This is a genomic window from Alicyclobacillus sp. SP_1 (assembly GCF_024706985.1).
Lineage (GTDB): Bacteria > Bacillota > Bacilli > Alicyclobacillales > Alicyclobacillaceae > Alicyclobacillus_I.
The window spans coordinates 1-20,415 of the sequence record NZ_JAMCCX010000072.1; the positions used below are offsets into that span (position 1 = coordinate 1).

Annotated in this window: 21 protein-coding genes and 1 riboswitch; of the genes, 10 read left to right on the forward strand and 11 right to left on the reverse strand. The window is 50.8% G+C overall.

The genetic code is table 11. The annotated features are described in order from the left end of the window. Positions 1-47 precede the first annotated feature (47 nt). From M4I36_RS14085 to M4I36_RS14105, 5 genes are all read right to left on the reverse strand, one after another. On the reverse strand, positions 48-608 hold the full coding sequence (locus tag M4I36_RS14085; protein WP_258112388.1) for a hypothetical protein: 561 nt from the start codon (positions 606-608) through the stop codon (positions 48-50). Between the two features lie 224 nt (positions 609-832). Beyond that, entirely contained in the window at positions 833-1,204 is a 372-nt protein-coding gene (locus M4I36_RS14090; protein ID WP_258112389.1) for a fluoride efflux transporter FluC, read from the reverse strand. Then, positions 1,201-1,614 carry a fluoride efflux transporter FluC gene (locus M4I36_RS14095; protein ID WP_258112390.1) on the reverse strand — a complete coding sequence of 138 codons (414 nt, stop codon included), beginning with the start codon at positions 1,612-1,614 and terminating at the stop codon, positions 1,201-1,203. Before M4I36_RS14095 ends, M4I36_RS14090 begins: the two co-directional genes overlap by 4 nt. Before the next feature lie 87 nt (positions 1,615-1,701). Continuing rightward, positions 1,702-1,764, reverse strand: a riboswitch (Fluoride riboswitch). A 20-nt stretch (positions 1,765-1,784) separates the two neighbouring features. After that, positions 1,785-2,129 (reverse strand): hypothetical protein, encoded by a 345-nt coding sequence (locus M4I36_RS14100; protein WP_258112391.1) that lies wholly within the window; start codon positions 2,127-2,129, stop codon positions 1,785-1,787. Positions 2,130-2,315: 186 nt separating this feature from the next. Continuing rightward, the gene (locus M4I36_RS14105) at positions 2,316-2,942 is read right to left on the reverse strand and encodes a peroxiredoxin (protein ID WP_374986329.1); all 627 of its coding nucleotides are present in this window, start codon (positions 2,940-2,942) and stop codon (positions 2,316-2,318) included. 232 nt (positions 2,943-3,174) lie between these two features. On the opposite strand from M4I36_RS14105, the gene M4I36_RS14110 reads away from it, so the two are divergent. Together M4I36_RS14110 and M4I36_RS14115 are read left to right on the forward strand one after the other, a co-directional pair. Beyond that, positions 3,175-6,648 (forward strand): glucodextranase DOMON-like domain-containing protein, encoded by a 3,474-nt coding sequence (locus tag M4I36_RS14110; RefSeq protein ID WP_258112392.1) that lies wholly within the window; start codon positions 3,175-3,177, stop codon positions 6,646-6,648. Between the two features lie 598 nt (positions 6,649-7,246). Then, on the forward strand, positions 7,247-8,197 hold the full coding sequence (locus tag M4I36_RS14115; RefSeq protein ID WP_258112393.1) for a mechanosensitive ion channel family protein: 951 nt from the start codon (positions 7,247-7,249) through the stop codon (positions 8,195-8,197). 133 nt (positions 8,198-8,330) lie between these two features. Here M4I36_RS14115 and M4I36_RS14120 read toward each other — a convergent pair whose 3' ends face one another. From M4I36_RS14120 to M4I36_RS14130, 3 genes are read right to left on the reverse strand one after another with little or no spacing between them, the layout of a single operon-like run. Next, positions 8,331-8,549 carry a YwbE family protein gene (locus M4I36_RS14120; RefSeq protein WP_258112394.1) on the reverse strand — a complete coding sequence of 73 codons (219 nt, stop codon included), beginning with the start codon at positions 8,547-8,549 and terminating at the stop codon, positions 8,331-8,333. Then, positions 8,546-8,728, reverse strand: coding sequence for a hypothetical protein (locus M4I36_RS14125; protein ID WP_258112395.1), 183 nt, complete (start codon positions 8,726-8,728; stop codon positions 8,546-8,548). The genes M4I36_RS14120 and M4I36_RS14125 overlap by 4 nt, the downstream gene beginning before the upstream one ends. Before the next feature lie 46 nt (positions 8,729-8,774). Next, positions 8,775-9,653 carry an RluA family pseudouridine synthase gene (locus tag M4I36_RS14130; RefSeq protein ID WP_258112396.1) on the reverse strand — a complete coding sequence of 293 codons (879 nt, stop codon included), beginning with the start codon at positions 9,651-9,653 and terminating at the stop codon, positions 8,775-8,777. 89 nt (positions 9,654-9,742) lie between these two features. On the opposite strand from M4I36_RS14130, the gene M4I36_RS14135 reads away from it, so the two are divergent. Further along, positions 9,743-10,021 (forward strand): antibiotic biosynthesis monooxygenase family protein, encoded by a 279-nt coding sequence (locus M4I36_RS14135; RefSeq protein WP_258112397.1) that lies wholly within the window; start codon positions 9,743-9,745, stop codon positions 10,019-10,021. An 18-nt stretch (positions 10,022-10,039) separates the two neighbouring features. On the opposite strand, the gene M4I36_RS14140 is transcribed toward M4I36_RS14135, so the two are convergent. Continuing rightward, entirely contained in the window at positions 10,040-10,408 is a 369-nt protein-coding gene (locus M4I36_RS14140; RefSeq protein WP_258112398.1) for a LapA family protein, read from the reverse strand. 426 nt (positions 10,409-10,834) lie between these two features. On the opposite strand from M4I36_RS14140, the gene M4I36_RS14145 reads away from it, so the two are divergent. After that, positions 10,835-11,509, forward strand: a complete 675-nt coding sequence (locus tag M4I36_RS14145; RefSeq protein WP_258112399.1) for a TetR family transcriptional regulator — start codon at positions 10,835-10,837, stop codon at positions 11,507-11,509. Between the two features lie 127 nt (positions 11,510-11,636). Here the strand turns inward: M4I36_RS14145 and M4I36_RS14150 are convergent, their stop codons facing one another. Continuing rightward, positions 11,637-13,001, reverse strand: a complete 1,365-nt coding sequence (locus M4I36_RS14150) for an MFS transporter (RefSeq protein ID WP_258112400.1) — start codon at positions 12,999-13,001, stop codon at positions 11,637-11,639. Positions 13,002-13,438: 437 nt separating this feature from the next. Here M4I36_RS14150 and gucD point away from each other — a divergent pair, with 437 nt between their 5' ends. The 6 genes from gucD (at position 13,439) to M4I36_RS14180 (ending at position 19,430) form a co-directional block, all read left to right on the forward strand. Then, on the forward strand, positions 13,439-14,920 hold the full coding sequence (gene gucD / locus M4I36_RS14155) for an alpha-ketoglutaric semialdehyde dehydrogenase GucD (protein ID WP_258112401.1): 1,482 nt from the start codon (positions 13,439-13,441) through the stop codon (positions 14,918-14,920). Between the two features lie 133 nt (positions 14,921-15,053). After that, positions 15,054-16,181, forward strand: coding sequence for an amidohydrolase family protein (locus tag M4I36_RS14160; protein WP_258112402.1), 1,128 nt, complete (start codon positions 15,054-15,056; stop codon positions 16,179-16,181). A 17-nt stretch (positions 16,182-16,198) separates the two neighbouring features. Then, positions 16,199-16,612: a Rieske (2Fe-2S) protein gene (locus M4I36_RS14165; protein ID WP_258112403.1), complete on the forward strand. Its 414-nt coding sequence runs from the start codon at positions 16,199-16,201 to the stop codon at positions 16,610-16,612. A 39-nt stretch (positions 16,613-16,651) separates the two neighbouring features. Next, a complete protein-coding gene (locus tag M4I36_RS14170; protein WP_258112404.1) occupies positions 16,652-17,002 on the forward strand; it encodes a cupin domain-containing protein in 351 nt (116 codons plus the stop codon). Between the two features lie 64 nt (positions 17,003-17,066). Further along, the gene (locus tag M4I36_RS14175) at positions 17,067-19,028 is read left to right on the forward strand and encodes an oxidoreductase (RefSeq protein ID WP_258112405.1); all 1,962 of its coding nucleotides are present in this window, start codon (positions 17,067-17,069) and stop codon (positions 19,026-19,028) included. A gap of 45 nt (positions 19,029-19,073) precedes the next feature. Further along, positions 19,074-19,430 carry a hypothetical protein gene (locus M4I36_RS14180; RefSeq protein WP_258112406.1) on the forward strand — a complete coding sequence of 119 codons (357 nt, stop codon included), beginning with the start codon at positions 19,074-19,076 and terminating at the stop codon, positions 19,428-19,430. A gap of 84 nt (positions 19,431-19,514) precedes the next feature. Here M4I36_RS14180 and M4I36_RS14185 read toward each other — a convergent pair whose 3' ends face one another. Next, positions 19,515-20,369, reverse strand: a complete 855-nt coding sequence (locus M4I36_RS14185) for an SDR family oxidoreductase (protein WP_258112407.1) — start codon at positions 20,367-20,369, stop codon at positions 19,515-19,517. Positions 20,370-20,415: the final 46 nt, after the last annotated feature.

Genomic DNA, 20,415 nt, shown 5'->3' on the forward strand with positions numbered 1-20,415 from the left:
TTTCGTCACCTACCACGATACCAGGAGGTTTTTTAATCTAGCAAATCTTAAATTGCTTCATTACAGGACTGCTTAAGGGTAAAGCTACCTTCGCCGAGAAATTTGGTCAGAGTGTCCAAGCACGCTTGGTGGAACGGTCCATCGAGGTCTAATTTGGCGCAATCCTCACAAATCAAATCATCGAGTTGAACCAAAAATTCCTCTTTGAAATAAATCGTCCGAGGTATCTGATACGTAATCGACTCTTTTGTCACCGAAAGCAAATTCAGGCGGTTCTGTTCGACCAACCGTTCCAACGCGAGTTCGACAGCAGCGGGATGAATGGGCGTCTTTTCCAATGTCGCGAGTACATCGTCCAATTTTGCTTCTGCATGGCGCTTTTCAAGGAGAAGATGATAAAAGGCCTGCATTACCAAATGCTCGCCTTCGACGTCCGACTCAGGCCAGTTGGGAAGCGCAAAGGATTGCGGGCTGCGGTGACTCGCAATGAATTGCTTCGTTTCCTCGACCGTCACCTCGCCGCGGTAGTCTAAATCAAAGAGCGGCAGGTCGTATTCTTCGGCAATCTCAATGGCTTCATACCCTTTGAGCGTCCTCACTCGACTCACTCACTTTCTCGTCATATCTGCATAACTATCTGCCCAGCTATCGGCGCCGCGGCAGGGAACACCATAGAGTACGTTGGTAAGATACGAATTCTGCGGAACAATCCGATTGACGACATTATATATCGAGCCCGTTAAAGCTGCACCATGATTCGCCCCGATTCGTCACCAAACGCCTTACCTTAGCGAGTCCTGCTTGAGAGAAAGCGAATGCTTCCAATCTTGATTCACGGTCTCAACAGAAAGAGGCCTATACTGCAAAAGACCACGCCGCTGGCGAGTGAAGTACCGATGTACGTCAAACCAAGGCGAACGGATTGCTTCAAGAGTCGAACCGTCTCCACTGACATCGTAGAAAATGTCGTAAGGCCCCCGCAGAATCCCTCACCCAACAAGTCCCATATATCAACGGAGAAGTGATGGAGTAATAACTGTTCGGCAAAGATACCAATGAAAAAGCTCCCAATGGCGTTGATGATCCATGTGGCCCAAGGAAACTGAGCCTGTCCCAAGGATTCAAAGGATCGTCCAATCCAAAATCTTGCCATCGTGCCCACGATAGCGCCAGCTGCGACACAGACCAAGGCAACGCTGCTCATCTTCCAACACCTGCCTGTTCCGAGTCGGCAGTTTCCACCGCACGCCTGGCAGGAAACGTGGCCAGAAAATCCCCCAGATAGGCCAGAAACGGTCCACCTATCAGACTGACCAGTGCATAAAAGACAGCCACCCATGCGTGCTGTGGTAGCAATTGCACGATATTCAAACTAAACGTCGAAAAAGTTGTATACGAACCAATCAATCCAGTGCCAAATCCGACCCTAAGCCAGGCCGGCATCGACCGACGGCCACCTACTCCATAAAACCAGCCAAGCACCAAAGAACCCGACAAATTGATGACCAGAATGGCCATCGGCCAATGGTTGACATTCGGTATCGCCACACTTAGTGAAAAGCGCGCCAGTCCTCCAAAAATCGCACCAATTGCCAATCCGACGTAGACCATCATATCGCCCCTTTTTGTACGCCGCTATTCCCATTGAATCTCCTCCACCCGCCCATACAAAACGACTCCTACTAGCCGACCGCAATGGGTCGACTAGTAGGAGTCATCAGTCCATAAAGACGGTTATCGGCGAACTCCATCGCCATCCTCAATTACCCTGCAGGTGTTCCGAGTTATATTGCGTTGTATAAGACGCGCTTGCGAATTTCCGTAGGATAAAGAGCTTCAAAATGATGATTGGTGACACTGATGAGCGCACTGAAGAAAGCCTCTGCGCTACCTTCCACAAACGGATTAGGTAGTACATAAGCGACTCCATCTGTAAAGTAGGCTAACTCCGCATCACCAAAAAACGAGCTGCCATCGCCGTCGCTCCAGAGAATCAGAAATTCTCCAGACTCTCCACTGTCTTGAGAAAACCACTTGGTCAGTTCTGCGCAAACTTCATTCGCTTGATTTTGATTAAATCCAGACTCCCACATAGATGTGGAATATCCGTTATTCTCCAAAAAATTCACAAATGACGACATCCACTGCAAGCTCACTCGTTTCTCGCCCTCTCTATCTGAAGTGCGCCCACTGATACGGTCCCTGTAGCGCCAAGGTCACTTTGCGGACGAAATCTACGAACGTGAAGTCCCAACTCTTCCTCAATCACTATACTCTACATTGCCTCTGCTCTCAAGAAACCAAGAGACTGCCTCTCAATACGTTCCCGCCTTTGACAGGTCTCGAGGAATTCCTTGCATGCCAGGCTGCCAGTCGGCCGGCGCTCCAAGGCCTGTTTTTCGATGAAATTGAATCGCTTCCATCATGCGAACTATCTCTTTCGCGCTGCGGCCAACGTCTTTCGGATAAATCAGTTTAGCAAGGATGATTCCTTCCGGATTAATGATGACCGTAGCGCGAAACGCTGTACCTTCTTTGGTATCAAGGACGCGGTAGTCTCGACAAATCGATTGGTTATGATCACTAATCAGTGGATAGTGAACATTCTGCATTAAGGGAGACGTTTCACGGAAGACCTTGTGACTGTAAATGCTGTCCGTACTAATGCCGAGCACCTGAGTGTCTAGCTCGATAAGACGCGAATAAACGGCAGCGACCGCTGCCAATTCCGTCGGTCAGACAAAGGTGAAGTCGCTGGAATAGAAAACAAGTGCCACATAATGGCCACGCAAATCTTCCAGGTTAACGCGCTTCGATTTACCGCGAACGTAGGCTTCAGCGACGAACAAGGGGGCAACGTCATCTCGACTGGCACAAAAGTCGTTGGCAGAGTCTTGCTGATGGCGTCTGTCGTTCCAAGTTTCATGGTCTCGGGAATCCATAACTAAAATCCCTCCATCCGATATCGAGGGATACATACGCAACCACATCAGTTTGTATTCCAAATGTGTCCAAGCATACTCTAAACTGACTCAAGTAGATTCCAGTTTTTATGACAAAAACGTTTGATGAAAATCAACAAAACACTTGTCGGGAAATACGGAATACTTTATTCTATGAAAGCAATCTTGAAAATTGATTGAAATAGCGTGACATTGAAAGGAGTCCTGTCGATTGAGCAAGCTCGGAAAACTGATAGCTGGCTCTTTTGGGGCCACATTGCTCGCCTCGCTAGCTTTACCTCCGACGGCGTTGGCAAGCACAAACGCGCATCCTGCACCCATTCCCAACACACAAGCCACTCCCTATTGGACAGTAGGGCGCAACGACGCAATTGTTACCGCCGATGATACCGCTTCCAAAGTGTGGTTTGCGCTGCAACGTGGTTCGATTGGGGAAACTTTCTATCCTACCGTTAATGTCGCAGACAGCTCACAATTTCAATTTGTCGTGGTACACAATGGGCAAGTAATGCCAGAAACGACTTCCACCACCCACTCTTACTCCCTGCTCGCGACGAACGGCTTAGCTGTCAAAGTAGTAAACACCGCAAAGAATGGGTCTTTTGCACTGACGCATATCTACTATACAAACCCGAACAACAGTTCCATTGTTGTCCGGACATGGTTCACTGTCCTTAAAGGGAATCCACAGCACTATCAGCTTTACGTCTTCAGTCATCCTCAACTGGACAATCAAGGAATCAATAACTTGGGCTGGACTGCGACAGTCGGCAACCAGAGCATGTTGGTCAGTCAAAACAATACCGTTTCTGCAGCAATTGCCAGTAAAGACGGTTTTCTCATGACGTCGACTGGGTACATGGGAAGTAACGATGGGATAACCCAGCTTGAGAAAACAGAAAAACTCATTCCCTATACATCCGCAACCGGTAACATCGGTCAGATAGGTCAACTCCCGCTGGTTCCGATGAAGAACGCGCACAGTCCACTACCGAAACCACCGATTCCAGGGTCATCGCCCGCACTCATGCCACCCGTTTTGGCACCGAGTCCCGTACCGTCGCCACCACCGGGACCGTCGCCATTTGGTCCAAAGTGGCCGAGTGTCATCGCGAACCATACCAGCACAACCTACACTTCGCAGGTCGTCCTCAGCTATGGTAGCAGTCCAACTCGAGCAGAGTCATCGGCTACAACCACGCTTCAGACACCGTGGTTGCCAATGTTGCAGCAATTCCAAGGACAGTGGGCGAGATATTTGGCCCCCTTGTACAAGCCTGTCGGATTGCCAGTCAAACTCCAAAATGAATATTGGCTGGCACTCATGACCTTGAAGGGTGCTGAAGACAAGACCTACCGCGGCGCGATGGCGGCATCGCTATCCACTCCTTGGGGCGAGGATGAGTCAGCCGTAAGCCCGTCTGTCACGGGCTACCACATGGTCTGGGTTCGCGACGCATACCAGATGGCCTCTGCTTTTATGGCGGCAGGCGATATGAAAACTGCCCATCAAATCCTGAACTGGTTTTTCAACGTGGATGAAGAGCCCAATGGGAACTATCCACAAAACAGTTTTGTCAATGGAACACCGTTCTGGACCGGCCAAGAACTCGATCAAAACGGATTCCCGGTCATCTTAGCGTACCAGTTGAGAGACACCGGACGAAACGTCTACCTCAAACACATTCGTCCCGAACTGCGATACATCCTGAATCATGGGCCGTGGACAGATTTAGACCGTTGGGAAGAGGCCAGCGGATTTTCTCCTAACACCATGGCCGTGGACATCGCTGCTCTCGCACTCGGAGCAGACATCGCACAAAAAGACGGTTATGCCTCCGACGCCGCTGTCTATCGCGGTGCCGCGACTCGCTGGCTAGACCACATTGAACAATGGACCGTGACCGACAACGGGCCGCTTTCAAGCAAGCCTTACTTTGTCCGCATCAGTACCGGGCCGAACGTCAATGGCAGCGCCCTACTGACCTTGGCCAATGGAGGTGGAACCTATCCACAAAAAGACATTGTCGATATGGGCTTTTTAAGTTTGGTGCGACTTGGACTTCTGTCTCCGGACAATACCGTAGTTCGTAACTCTTTAAAAGTCATCGACAAGACGATTGAGGTGCAAACGCCCAACGGACCAGGATTTTTCCGTTATAACCACGATGGATATGGAAACTATGCCGATGGAGCGCCGTATAACGGATCGGGCGTGGGAGGCTTATGGCCCGTGCTCGCCGGGGAGCGTGGTGAATACGAACTTGCCGCCAGACTGGACGGGGTTCGTACGGCACACTCGCCACTTTACTATCTGACCACGATGGATAACATGGCCTACGGACTGGGGATGATTCCCGAACAGGTATGGCCGTTTAACACGACCATTCCTGTATCGCCTCCGGGTACCAATCCGGCCGTCGCCAGTATTGGGTTGCGTCCTGGTGTTGCGACTGGATCGGCCGCGCCTCTGGACTGGGCGATGGCTCAATACGTCCGGCTAGCGGTCGACATTTCAAAACATCGTTTAGTTGACCAGCCGCGTGCCCTCAATCGGGAATTTGCTCATACGCCGAACGGTCGTGGACCGGGAATGCCACTAGGTCCGATGGAAGCCGCAGGCCCGCTAGCCTCAACGCAGCCGCCTCTTGGACCCAAGCCGCCTCTTGGACCCAAGCCACCAGGACAGGCAGCACTTACGCTGACCGTGGCGTTCCCTAGCGGATCGAACACCATTTCCGTCCCGAAATCTGGACCTTACAGTGTCGACAGTGGCAACATGGTCGTATCTACCACGAAACCGACTTTGACAGGAACCACTACTCCGGGAGCAAAAGTGACAGTCGGAGTGGTCAACTCGTCGGGACTCACGAGCTCAACCGTCAGGGCGGACAGCAAAGGCGATTACAGCATCCCGATTCAGGTGTCGAACGACTTGAATATGGTTTACGTAGTCGCCCACCAAGCCGGACAAACGACCACGAAAACCTACGCTGTCACATATCAGCCACCAGCGTTGGCTGAATGGAGTAATTTACCTTTCGATGATCGCGGTCCCGGATGGTACACCTATCCAACCGGCGGCTGGTATGTGCCTGGGATGCTCAGTATGAACGATGTCTCCGTGCGCACGAACGCCAGCCAAGACATCATCAACGTATCGTACGACGTGATGCACAACATCTACGGTGCTCCAAATGGATTCTCTACCAAGCTGATTGAGATTTACTTGGTGAAACCAGGTTCAACGGCGACTTCCTCATCGCCCCTTCCCTACACGAACATCGGATTTGCGCAGGGCTCCGATTGGACGTATGCCCTCCAGGTGACCGGTTATGGTTCCGACCTGACGAATGCCACAGGGGACGTTCTATCCAGCAACTTAGGTGTATCCGCGAATCAACTGACAAAAACAGTTACGATTCGGATACCGCAGAGCCTCGTTGGCAAGTTCTCTAAGGGCTGGGGACTCGTAGTCACGACTTTGTCTCAAGATGGCTATGCTCCCGGCCAGGTGCGCCCGATTGCGCAAACGGCTGGCGCATATAACTTTGGCTATGTGTACAACGATCCTAATGGGTACCCAACCAATGTCATGGACGTTCTCGTCCCTTCCGGAACGCCACAGGAAGCACTCGACTACTTGAAAGGCCCGATTGCGCTACACGCTGTGTTCATTCCTTGACCTTCACGGCATGCAGCATTGTTCAATTCGTCGAGCACTCGAGAAGTTGGAGTAACTGCTGACAAAGTGTCTGTACGAAACATCACACAATCGCGCATGGTGAGCCTCTGGGCTCACCTTTTTCGAATTGGCGAGCCAGAAGTGCTGGTCAGCCCCCCTCACCGCCCATGCCCGCACCGGCTCCGTGAACTGAGAGCACCAGAAGTTGCCCGAATGGAACTGAGGGAATCCAGAGGCACACAAGGGAAGCCGCTTCCGCTTCTCCCCTCTGGCCTCCGGCCACCCCTCCTACTCATCCTTCAAACGCACAGAGATTGGGTTAGATTTTTAAATGAGTGAGCCAATAACCTTTCGGTAAGATTTTAGCTGAGTGATCGCGCCCTGTTTTGCCGTACGAGCGGAAGCGATATACTGTTAGATACGATAGGCAAGCTGAGGGAATACAGGCACCGTTGCGTCTCATAGGCATGGCTACTTTTCAGTGCCTACTTTGCAATGGTTGATTTCGATGGTTGATTTCGATGGTTGGTGGACGTTTCCTCTCCATCGACGGGTGAGCGCTTTCTATCACCCATTCATCTCACGAGGGGGAATTCTCTTGAACCATGGTGGACAAAAGCGCGACGTCGACTCGTGGAAAAGAACGCTGTTTTGGATATGCCTGCTGGTTGCTGTCGGCATTGTGGTCATTACATACGTCGACACACACTCTGGTCTCGTCAAAGACATTCCCAAAGGTTGGCTCGATGTATTAAAGGCGGCCTTGGTCCTACTCATTGGCGGAATTATCTCAGCGTTACTGGAGCGCCGTCTCTTTCGCGTTTCTGTAGATAAACTCGGGCCACAGCACTCTACGACCATTCGTTACGTTGCTCGACTACTGCTCTTTTTGACGGTCGTTGTCGCCGTACTGACCGCATTTGGAGCCGGGCTTCCCAGCGTCGTATTTGGCGGCGCATTTGTCACGGTCGTTGTCGGATTGGCTGGGCAAACAGTATTGGCAAACATCATTGGAGGTATTTGGCTAATATTTTTCCGTCCTTTTCGTATTGGAGATTCTATTGGACTTGTGGCTTGGCAATTCCCCATGTTAATGCCTTCCTTTCCTCACGAGTCGTTGCGACCCATGTACTACGGAACGGTACAGGATATTAATTTGGTCTACACGGAGATTCAAAACGGAGATGGATATCTACAAGTCATTCCAAACGGATTGATTGCTCAGTCATTCGTGGAAAATCGTTCCCGAGAGGCGTCTCATCGTGTGCGTATGCGGTTTGACGTACCTTACGAAATCGAGCCGAACACTTTTACGGAAACCTTAAAACATGCACTTTCCGCCGAGTTTCCGGACCCACTGAATGCAACTCCCGAAGTGCTCATCGCCGACATCTATCCCACCGCCTATTCCGTGGTGGTCATGGTCATATCCATGCAAAAAGAGGACCATGTGCGGCACAAAGTGCTTGGGCATTGTATTTGCATCATGCAAAACATGAAAACTCATGAAGAACTCAACTTGGAGACGAACCTATCCAAACTTTCCTGACATCTTTCACAGCGAGCGACGGGCAGAGTCTCCTCCACAATGGCTTTTTTGATGACAAGCCCAAGCCTCACCGTCTGACGCTTTCAACGAAAGCTCCCGAATTTTGAGTGGCGACGGTGCGCACAACCGCCGCTCATTGGTTTCCACTCACAACGATGCTTTGAACCCTACCGACCTTGCCATCGACAAGACGCACTTTGATGCCATGCGGATGTGTCGGTGAATTCGTCAGAATGTCTTTCACCACGCCTCGTGTCAGTCGGCCTGTCGGTTGATCCGCTTTCTGAACAACATCGACAGTTAGCCCCGGCCGAATATTTCGACGAACCGTTCCGTCACTCCCACCCGTCATTCGGTGCCCTTCTTGTTTTGCTGGATTTTCTTCATGCGCTCTAATAAATCTTGCTTTCGGGACTGTGCTTGCTCTCTCTCTACAGGATTCCGAAAACTCCCGTTCTTTTGGCGCGGACCTGAACCCGCCACTCCCCCCTGCAAATTCGGTGGTTTTTTTCGATTTTCCGCTCTTGGCACATGAACTCCCCCATTCCTCTTGATTGTACCTCAAACATCCCCCGTGTCACGAAAAGAGTTTTCGAAATGCGGCTGGTATTTCCGACTCAAACCGAAGAACCTTCTCCGGTTTTGTAGGATGCAGAAAGGCCAAAGATGCGGCATGAAGCGCGAGTCGTCCAATTTCATCGCGAGTGGCCCCATAGCGTTTGTCCCCGACCACACAATGTCCAATCGACTTCATGTGAACTCGGATTTGATTCTTTCGCCCAGTATCTAACTGGCACTCCACCAAAGAATATTCGCTACTTCGCTTCAACACTCGAAAATGAGTGATAGCGCGCAATCCGTCTCCCGGCGAACTGACATACATCGTACGCGTGCTGCTCTCTTTTAGCCACGTGTCAATGACACCTTCTTGTTTTTGCACTCTACCCTCTACGACCGCAACATATCTGCGTTCTTTGACCACATCATTCCAATTGTCTTGAAGCCACTGCTGCGTCTCATAACGTTTGGCGAACAGCATGATGCCAGAAGTATCTCTGTCTAATCGATGAACGACAAAAATCCGATGTTTGGTGTCCATCTTGCGAACGTGCTCCGTGACGAGTCGATATGCGGTTAACTCAGTCTTATCTTCCGTGGCCACAGACAGCAGTCCAGCCGGTTTGTCCACAACCACTACCTCGTCATCCTCATACACAATGGACAATCTCTGCTTGGCGTGAATCGATAACTCGCCACCAGCCTTACCCATCTCAACTTGAATCTGTTGACCAGCCCGCACAGGTTGGTCATAACGCTGGACCGTCTGTTGGTCGACTTTCACTTGCCCCCGAGTCAGCCACGCTTTGACTTTATTGCGTCCGATGTGCGGAAAATGGGTGAGGAGCGTGTCCAGCAACTGTCCATCTCCACGCACTCGAACAACTCGCTCTTTCACATTTGTCCCTCCCACTTCTTTGCCAGTCCGTTTATGCTCTCCACATTTCTCTACTGGAAAGGCGTAGAATAAAGGTGGAGGTGGTTTCAATGTTTCATGCACACAACCGCATTGAATCTGCAAACGGCCAAGGATCTGACTTAGAGCAACGCTTTCAGCACGCTGCCGAACACATGAAACAGGTGCCTGGTTTTGTGAAATTCGAGATGTTGCGAGCCAGTGATGACTCCCATTATCTTGTGACGACGGTCTGGGAGTCCGAAAAGCACTTTCACGACTGGGTCAAAAGCCCGCACTTCCGCGCCGCGCACGGCGGCAACGAGTCGGCTGGCAAAGCCACGGTGTCCACATATCATGTTGTCATCTGATTGAAAACCAAGAAGTTCTCAAGAAGACTCGGCGTCCGCAGACGGTTCTTCGGAAGCGGGCGCCGATGCCTCTTCTTGAGGAACCTCAGGTTTCCCATCCAGCACTTCCGTTTGATTCTCCTGTAGCTTATCCAATTGCGCTTTGTGTTTTTCTACTTCCCGACGCAATTGGGAATTCCGCCGACGAAGTCGAAATTGAAGAACGATACCAATGAAGCCAACGACCAAACCGCCAACAAATGCAGACCCGAGAATAATTAAAACGAGCGGTACGTGGGCAGTACCGAAAAGAAAATGGATAGCTTCCACTTGAACGTTGATCACCGCGAAAACCGCCACAACTACCGCTAAAAACAACCCCACTATCAATCGCCACAGAAGTCGCATACGCCCATCCCCTTTCCCCCAACTTCCTAAGACTACTCGAACATATCATCGACGGTGCTGGAACACAATTGTCTATCTCCTATATGCCCATTTGTCGATATTATCTTCGTCCTACAAATTACTTTTTGTACTATAAATTATAAAAGTAGTATCTATTTTCTACAATATTCGGAGGCTCGATAAGTTTTATCCCCCCAACCATGAAAAACCCCCTTATAATGGATGACGGGTAGCCCTATCCTCCATGACAAGAGACTTTTTCATTGTTAGGGGACACAAATCACGAAATCGCATGGACATAGTGGAAACATGCATGCAAAAGTCGTGCTCTAAAATCCCCCCGCCTAGATGTCGAGGCGAACTCTCGTCTATAATAATGAGGCTAGAATACAGACGTAGTATCGTTGAAGAGTGCGAGGTGACGAAATGGCAACCCGGAAAGAGTTGCAAATGTCGAGAATGTGGATGTACTTCGTGGACGCGACCGCCAAAATCATAGAGGAAGAGGGAATGGAAAACGTCACCATTCGCAAGGTCGCGGATTTGGCCGGCTACACGAGCGCAACGATTTACAACTATTTTAATGAGTTGTCGCATTTAATTTTTTTTGCTTCCATGCGTTTCTTAAAGGATTATACCCAAGAACTCTCGGTATACATGTCTCGCGGCAAAGATTCCATCGAAAAGTATCTACTGACTTGGGAATGCTTTTGTCAACACTCATTTCGAAACCCACAAGTTTTCCATGCCATTTTCATCTCAGATTTGGGAAGTCAGCCGGATGAACTTTTGAAGCGATATTATAGCGTCTATCAAAGCGATTTAACTGGTCTACCGGAAGACATTAAGCCGCTGGTTTTTGAATACAGCTTGTCGAAACGAAGCCAGGCCGTTTTGGAGAAAGCGGTTGCTGAAAACCTACTGGATGAACAAGATATCGAGTCTATTAATGAGATGACCGTTCTCATTTGGCAAGGCATGATGACCACCGTTCTCAACAATCGTCGAAACTACACTCCAGACGAAGCCTCACAACGAACGATGCGGTACATTCGAGAAGCGACGATGATTCACGTCAAAAGCGGGATGAGCCCCTCCTAGCGGACACGAAAACCCCGAGCAGAGAATCGTCGCTCGGGGTCTTTTTCAGGGTCACGCAGCAGATAACAAGCAACACGTGGTGACTTTTGACTCCCCGCACGTCTCAGCGTCCGTGAAGTCAAAGGCTCTAGCTTCTCACGGCCTCTTTCACTTTCGCACGTCTACTGTCCTTGTCATCGATAGAACTTGTCTCTGTCAAATTCCGCCCTTTTGTCTCCGGTGCCCACATCAGCGAGACGAGCAGTCCCAACACAGTAACGATAGTGCCAAGAATCATCGTCGTTCCAACACCCAATTTAGTCAAGGACAATGGCATCAAGAACGTTCCCACAAATGCGCCAACGCGACTCATTGCGGTCGCCACACCGACTGCCGACGCGCGAATTTCCGTTGGAAAAATTTCATTCGGATAGATAAAGTCCAATACGTTCGGTCCTCCTGAAAATAGCGCGTAGACCACAAAACCCAGGATGATAACCCATACTGGAGCGTTCGGAAACACACCTAGGATGAGTAACCCCACTGCCATAAATACGAAACACCAGTTGAGCAAAGCTCTACGACCCATTGAGTTGCACAAATACAATGCTGGAATACACCCAATGAGGAAGATGAAATCCAATGCGGCAGAGCCCAAGTTGCCCGCATTGCCGGAGCCGAGATGAAACAGATTCAAAATCTCGGGGCCAAACGTGTAAATTCCAAAGGCAGGGATGATGGAAAACATCCAAAATAGTCCGACAAACATGGTGCGTTTCAAATAACCCCTTTGGAACAACTTAGAGAATTTAGTGGTCACAATGGGTTCCGACAACTGAGTCAAATCCGCATCTGGACCATATACTTTCTTCAAAACTCTTTCGGCTTCTTTGACGCGGTTTTTACTCACCAACCATCGCGGAGACTCAGGAGTCCCGAGACGCAACAGTAAAATCACCAGTGCAGGAAGGGCACTCGTCCCGAGCATCCACCGCCATGCATCCGGGCCCGCAGACATCAGAAAGTACCCGACCACATATGCTGCCGTAGCGCCTACATACCATGAAACGAGAAGACTACCGAGCATCGGTCCACGCTGTTTTTTCGGAGCGAATTCGGCTAATAAAGAAGTAGCGATAGGATAGTCCGCGCCAATGGCAATGCCTAAGATCAAGCGTAGGACAAAAAGTTCCACGGCACCGTGAACAAAAATCTGAAGAACCGAAGCGACAATGAATATCACCAGGTCGAGCGTATACATCACTTGCCTACCGAAAATGTCGGTCACGTAACCAAACACCAAACCGCCTAAAAACACGCCACCCAGGGCGGAGGCACCGATTAACCCGTCCCAGAGTGCATTCAGATGCATCTGTGGCACAATTTGTGTCAGTGCTACACCGATAATACTAAGAACATATCCATCCAAAAACGGTCCACCGGACGAATAGATGGTTAGTTTTTTATGGAACCCTGACAAGGGCGCGTCATCTACCACAGCTTGTAACGACATGTTTCATCCCCCTCACATCATGCTGCGAAACGCTACTTTGACTTTCCCCCTCATGCACAAACACACGAAGGCGCTTTCATTCCTCATGACTATCCACCGGGTTCTCAGCTTTCCATCACTGTTAGTCATCGATACTGTCTTTCACTTGACCACGGAAACCTCCTCATTCGTGATGTAGTTCATTTTTTGAATACGATTTCTTTGTAATCATGATTTGCAAGCTATCGTAACATGCCACTAAGAGACTGTAAAGTGCGAAATCCTTAAATTTTTTGATAGGTACAGATAATTATCCGTTGTCGGACGACGCAAAGTATGATACGATGACGCAAGAAAATCGTGATAACTAAATGAGCGTGATTTAATGACGGCAAGTAGAGCTAACACATCACGTCCACAGCGTAACCGATTTTCAGTCAGAAAGGTGGATTGTCACGATGAACAAAGAAAGTATCTCAAAGACTTACCTGAATTACATCAACGGCCAGTGGGTGGCCTCTCATCGCAATGAAACATCGAGCAGTGTCAATCCCGCACGTGTCGACGACGTGGTCGGTCACGTCCAACTCTCGACGGCGGAAGACGTGGCAGATGCGGTGCGCGCGGCAAAAGGTGCACAAAAAGCATGGAGCCGCATGGCGTATCCTAGTCGCGGACAGTTTTTGTATGCGGTTGCAAATCGTGTCGAAGCGCGTGCCGATGAAATTGCACAGACGATGACCCGAGAAATGGGCAAGCCACTGTCCGAAGCCAAAGGAGAAACACTGCGCGGTGTTGCCATCTTACGCTATTACGCCGCCGAAGGGCTTCACAAAATTGGCGACGTCATTCCCTCCTTTGACGCGTCTTCTCTGATGTTTACCACGCGTTCGCCGCTTGGAGTGGTGGGAGTTATTACACCTTGGAATTTCCCAGTGGCCATTCCTATGTGGAAGATTGCACCTGCGCTCATTTATGGTAACACCGTCGTCTTTAAACCTGCTGAGAACTCTGTTGTGACTGCTGCCCTATTGGTGGAATGTTTCGAAGAAGCCGGACTACCAGCCGGAGTTTTGAACTATGTGACTGGCCGCGGTTCCGTCGTAGGGCAGGCCATTGTGGAGCATCGAGATGTGGCGGGAATTAGTTTTACCGGATCGGACAATGTGGGTATCAACGTCGGTATGACGGCTCTCGCTAGGGGGGCGAAGTATCAATTAGAGATGGGCGGCAAAAATCCGGTCATTGTTGCAGCTGATGCGGACCTCGACCTGGCGGTGGAAGCGACCGTCAGTGGCGGACTCCGTTCAACCGGCCAAAAATGCACTGCTACCAGTCGAGTCTTGGTAGACCGGAAAGTCTACGCGGCATTTCGAGAAAAACTGTTGTCGAAGGTCAAGTCGATTCGAGTTGGGGACGGACTCCAACCAGAGACGTGGATGGGCCCGTGCGTCAACGACCGGCAAATGGAAACGGTCTTATCCTACGTTCAAATTGGTCTGGAAGAGGGGGCTACCCTTGCTTTCGGGGGAACCAGAGCGACCGAAGGAGACCTTTCGTCAGGCTATTTTGTGGAACCAACGGTGTTTGAGAACGTCACTTCTGGCATGAGGATTGCACAAGAAGAAATTTTCGGACCCGTTTTGGCACTCATTCCTTTTGAGAACCTGACGGAGGCGTTGGAAATTGCCAACGACAGTAAGTTTGGATTGAGTGCATCCATCTTCACCAAAAACATCGGTCACATGATGAGCTTCATTCAAGACATGGATGCAGGTCTCGTGCGTATCAACGCCGAGAGCGCAGGAGTCGAGTTGCAAGCTCCGTTTGGAGGCATGAAACATTCCGGTTCACACTCTCGCGAACAGGGGCAGTCAGCCATCGAGTTTTTTACCGAGATCAAAACCGTGTTTATTAAAGACGGTGGAATGTATGGCTGAACGTTCTGATGTTGAATCATCAAAGAACATAAAGGCACAAGTTTGACGCGCGTCAGCTGTCAACTGTAAGCGTTCTCAGCGCGTGACAGGTAGAGAAGGCAAGCTCGGGGAAACAACAGAGGAGGTCTCCACCATGGCGATAGTCGACCCACAGGTACCGGTGGACAGAGAGACGGTGACGGACATTATCGACTGCGACGTTCACCCCTACCTTAATTCACTGGAAGAGTTAACGCCCTACATGGACGAGTCAATCCAACGCCTCATGAACATCGGTCGCTTTGAAAAGAAAATGTTAAAAAATATGAATGCCGGGGCTTTTGATTTTCCAAAGTCCCGCTACAACAACCCGAACTACGTGCTTCGACTCGACGCGGTTACGCCAGATGGCGGCGTTCCTGGTTCAGACCCGGAATTTTTGACCCAAGACTTATTCGACCGATTTCACACGAAATACGGCATTCTCAACGTTGGACACGGTAGCATGAGCGCTTATCACAACGTGGACATGGCCATTTCTTACAGTTCAGCTTGCAACGACTGGCTTTATGACACTTGGGTGGAGTCGGATCCACGATACAAAATGACAATGGTGGTCCCAACCTTGGACCCGACCGCCACGGTGAGGGAAATTGAACGAGTTGGCCAGAAATCCGGAATTGTCGGAATCAATCTTCAAAACGTCAACATTCCCTTGGGTAATCGCTTCTTCTGGCCTGTCTATCAAATCGCCGAGGAGTATGGCTTGCCCATCGTTCTTCACCCAGATGCCGAAGGTTCCGGCGAATACGCGCCAACTCAGTCGGTGGGACCAGCTTCAACCTATACCGAATGGCACACGACCCTGTCTTTGGTTGCGCAGCGCCAGATTATGAGTCTCGTCTGTGAGGGTGTCTTAGAAAAGTTCCCAAAGTTAAAGTTTGTCTTTGTCGAATATGGGTTTGCATGGCTACCGTCCGTCATGTGGCGATTGGATAAAAACTGGAAGGGGCTTCGAGATGAAATCCCTTGGGTGAAAATGTTACCGAGCGACTACATTCGGCGCAACATCCGTCTTGGCACGCAACCGATGGAAGAATCGTTCCATCCAAAGGACATCGTTTCCCTCGTTCAAATGGCGAAAGCGGAGGACATGCTCGTCTTTGCCAGCGACTATCCGCACTGGGACGGCGAATACAGCCCGAAAGTTTTTGCAGCCTTTCCAGACGATATGAAACGAAAAATCTTCTATGACAACGCAAGTCAAGCGTACCGACTTTGACAGAAGGTGGGATATCCGTGAGTACACCCTTACTGGCCCCCGTCATGGTTCGTGTCTGCCCTGTGGACGAATTGCCACCAGGACGTCGATTGCTGATTGAAGCAGACCGATTGCAAATTGTCATAACCAACGTGGATGGTCGTCTCTATGCATTTCGGAATGTATGCCCACATCAAGGTGCTCCGCTGATGTGCGGACCTATCACAGGAACGATGGTGGCATCAGTACCCCATCAATACGAATACGGCTGCGACAACGAGATTGTCCGCTGTCCCTTGCATGGCTGGGAATTTCATATGGCAACGGGAAAATCTGTTGCTCAGCGAGATACCGTGTCCATAAAGACTTATCCGGTGGAGACAAACGAAGAACACATTTTGATTCAGTTGCCACGTCAACCAGAAAGTTTCGCAGTACACACTGCACGTTAAACGTCATCTCAAGCATCCGAAAATTTGAGGAGGATAACCATGGAGCATCTCGTACACATCATTCACGGCAACGACATTCAATTCGAGGACATGGGCGTAGACGGGGATTTGGCAGAAATCGCTTCCCCTATCCATAAACTGTCCAAGACCATGGGCGGTGGCATCTGTCGTATGAAGAAGAGCGCCTTCGAATGGCAGTTGCACTATGACGAAGCGATTTACGTCATTTCTGGTAGCATGTACATCGGCTATGAAGGAGAAAAAATACAAGCTGTAGCCGGTGACATCTATTTTATGAAGGATGGCGCAAAAATTACGTACGGAACGGATGAAGAGGTCGAATTCTTCTTTTCCATGTATCCAGTGAACTGGAAAGAACTTCAGAAGTAAACTTTCATCGACGTATTTCCCATACCTCTCGCAACCAGATGATGAGATGATGGAGGTTATTCCCGTGGCGCACTTTAAACATCTCTTTGAGCCTCTCACGGTTGGCAACACGACGCTTCACAACCGTATACTCAGCACGGCTCATCAAACCAACCATGTTCACGACGGCATTCCTACATCAGGAATGCTCGCCTACCATCTGGCCCGAGCGCGCGGTGGCGCTGGTCTTATCATTTTGGAAGCAGCTGCCGTGCACATATCGGGAATGCTGACCACGCATACCATCGCCGGCTACGACGAAAAAGTCATCCCAGCCTATGCCACCATTGCAAGGACACTGCACGAGCATGGCACTGCCGTGTTCACACAGCTCTTTCACGGAGGCAGAGAAGTCGTCTCGAGCGACTATCGCCATGCGGCGCTTGCTCCGTCAGCGGAACCGAGTTTACGTTTCGGAGTGATGCCCCGTCCCATGAGCCAGTCGGAGATTCACGACATCATTCGCGGATTCGCCCACTCGGCGCGAATCGCTCAAGAAGCGGGACTGGACGGAGTGGAAGTATGCTGCTCTCACGGCTATTTGCCGGCCCAATTCTGGTCTCCACACGTGAATCATCGGACCGATGAATATGGTGGACCGTTTGAAAATCGTATGCGCTTTATCGTCGAAGTACTCGAATCCATCTGGTCCGAAGTAGGAGAAGACTTTACCGTTGGCATTCGAATGAGTTCGAATGAGATGACCATGGATGGCGCTACCATCAAGGATGCCGTGGAGATAGTCGACTATTTGGTCGATCGCGTTCGACTCGACTTCATCAACGTCACCGCGGGAGAATCCAGCACGTACGCAGGCTCGACCCATATCGTACCGCCTTCGCCCATCAAACACGCATACGTAGCTGCGGATGGATTCAAAATTCGTATGGCTGGCGCAGTTCCAGTCTTCGTGGGCTCCCGCATTGTCGACCCGGCCGAGGCGGAAAAGATTGTCTCCACGGGCCAGGCAGACGCAGTCGCGATGACCCGGGCGCTTATCGTCGACCCACAGATGCCCAACAAGGCACATCGCGGCGAGTTGCAAACCATCGACGCGTGCATCGGCTGCCTGCAAGCTTGCATTGGACACTATCACCGCAACCTACCCATTGGATGCGTTCAAAATCCGGTAGCTGGTCAAGAAGAAGCGTTGCAGCCCTTATTTGAACGAGATCGCCCCAAAAAGCGCGTGGTGATTGTCGGGGCGGGTCCGGCTGGACTTCAAGCCGCGGTCACCGCCGATGCCCTCGGACACGAAGTCATCCTGCTCGAGGAGGGGAACGCACTGGGAGGACTGTTGCGGACGATGCGCTGTGCCCCTATGCGGCGGGAGTTGGCAGAAAGTATGCTGGACAACTACACGCGCAAACTCGCTCAAAGCCAAGTCGATGTGCGCCTCGGTCAGCGGGCCACACGCGAGTCGGTGCGTTTGCTGGAGCCCGATGCAATCGTGTGTGCGGTCGGGTCCAGCCCTTATATGCCCCGCGTTCCGGGTATGGGCGATAGCCGGGTAGTGCAAGTCGGGTCTGTCTTCGGAAATGCTGTAGAAGACATGGGCGAACGTGTTGTTATCATGGACTATGTGGGGGACTGGCAAGCCATAGAGGCTGCCATTCACTTGGCAGAGAGGCGGCGTAAGGTCACGCTCGTCTGTTCCAAGCTGTTCGTAGGAGAAGAGGTTCACCAATTCTTGCGCAATGAGTACATGAAGCGACTCTATGAACTCTCCGTGGAGATTCGCATGCATTACGACTTTGGCGGTATTGTGGAAGACAAGCTGAAAATCCGCCACGTGTTTGCTCAGTCCGTAGAGGACATATCCGAGTGGGACCAAGTCGTTCTCTCGATGGGACGTGTGCCTAACACGGACTTATACGAGGAACTTCAACCAGTCGCCGAAAACATCTATCAAATTGGAGATTGCTTGGCACCCAGAACGCTCGAAGAGGCGACGTACGAAGGCATGATGACCTCGCTTCAATTATAGAACAGGAGTAAGAAGATATTTCGAAAACAAGGCGGTGAATGGAGCATGCAATCAGAACCCTTTGAGAACAGTCAAACTGCATATCAGGACTGGTTGCCTGCTCATTCGACAGCCGCAGAAGTCCGTCAGCTTCTACAGTCCGGCCATTGTGTTGTGCTCGATGGTCACCCTCAGTTGGTCGATCCGCTGTTGCAAATGATAGCCTCTACCATTCGAAACGACCCGTTGGTCTCAGCCGTTGAAAAAGAGCGCTTGCTCTCGAGACTCTCGTCTCGAGATGCTTGGCCGGAATGCCGATTCGTCTCCAAAGATTCGCGTCGCACCCTGTATCGAGTCTCCGTCTCCGTGCAAGTGGACATCCACGCACTACAGGGTGCCACGCACTGGGCAACGCCAAAGTAGGCAGCTTTTACGGGGCACACAGATGCAACGTTTGGCTGCCGGCGTTCCGATTGCAGTGACTTGCTCTTCAAGACGGAAATCTCGCTACTTCCCCTTGCGCGTCATTTCCGCAAGTAAGTCCCATTGTTCTTCACTCACTTCTGTCAGTTCGTTGAATTCACCCGCCCCTTGCAGCCACTCTCCACCATCAATCGTGACGACTTCCCCGTTGACATACGCAGCAAAATCGGAAACGAGATATGCGGCCAAATTAGCCAACTCCTGTTTCTCCCCAACGCGCTTGAGAGGAATTCTTTCGATCATCTTGTCACTCAGTTCGGGTGTCGGAGATAAGCGTGACCATGCGCCTTCCGTCGGAAAAGGACCCGGCGCAATGGCCACCTGGCGGATGCCATAACGGGCCCACTCCACCGCGAGGGAGCGCGTCAACGCCAAAACGCCCGCTTTAGCGGCAGCGGAAGGAACAACAAAGCCCGACCCAGTCCAGGCATATGAGGTCACAATGTTCAGCATGGTTCCCGCCTTTTTCTGCTCAATCCAGCGCTTGCCGACTTCTAATGTTGTGTAGAATGTGCCATGCAACACAATATTAAGAACCGCGTCCACCGCTCGTGGCGAAAGCCGTTCGGTCGGGCTGATGAAATTGCCCGCCGCATTATTTACAAGAATGTCCAATTGTCCAAACTGATCCTCCACGGCTTGGACCAAGTCTGCAATCTGTTCCGGGCTACGAATGTCGCAGCCCTTCCAAAATACTTTCGCTGGCGAAGCGTTTTGTGCAAGTTCTTTAGCCGTCTCTTCGAGTACCTCTGTCCTTCGACCCGTGATGGCGACGGCAGCTCCCAGTTCTAAAAATCGCTCCGCCATCGAACGCCCCAGGCCCGTACCGCCACCGGTAACGAGAATCACCTTGTCTTTTAGCAATCCACTCTCAAACATCGTTGTCCCTCTCTTTCTGTGCTGCACAAACTTAGTTATGGCCGAA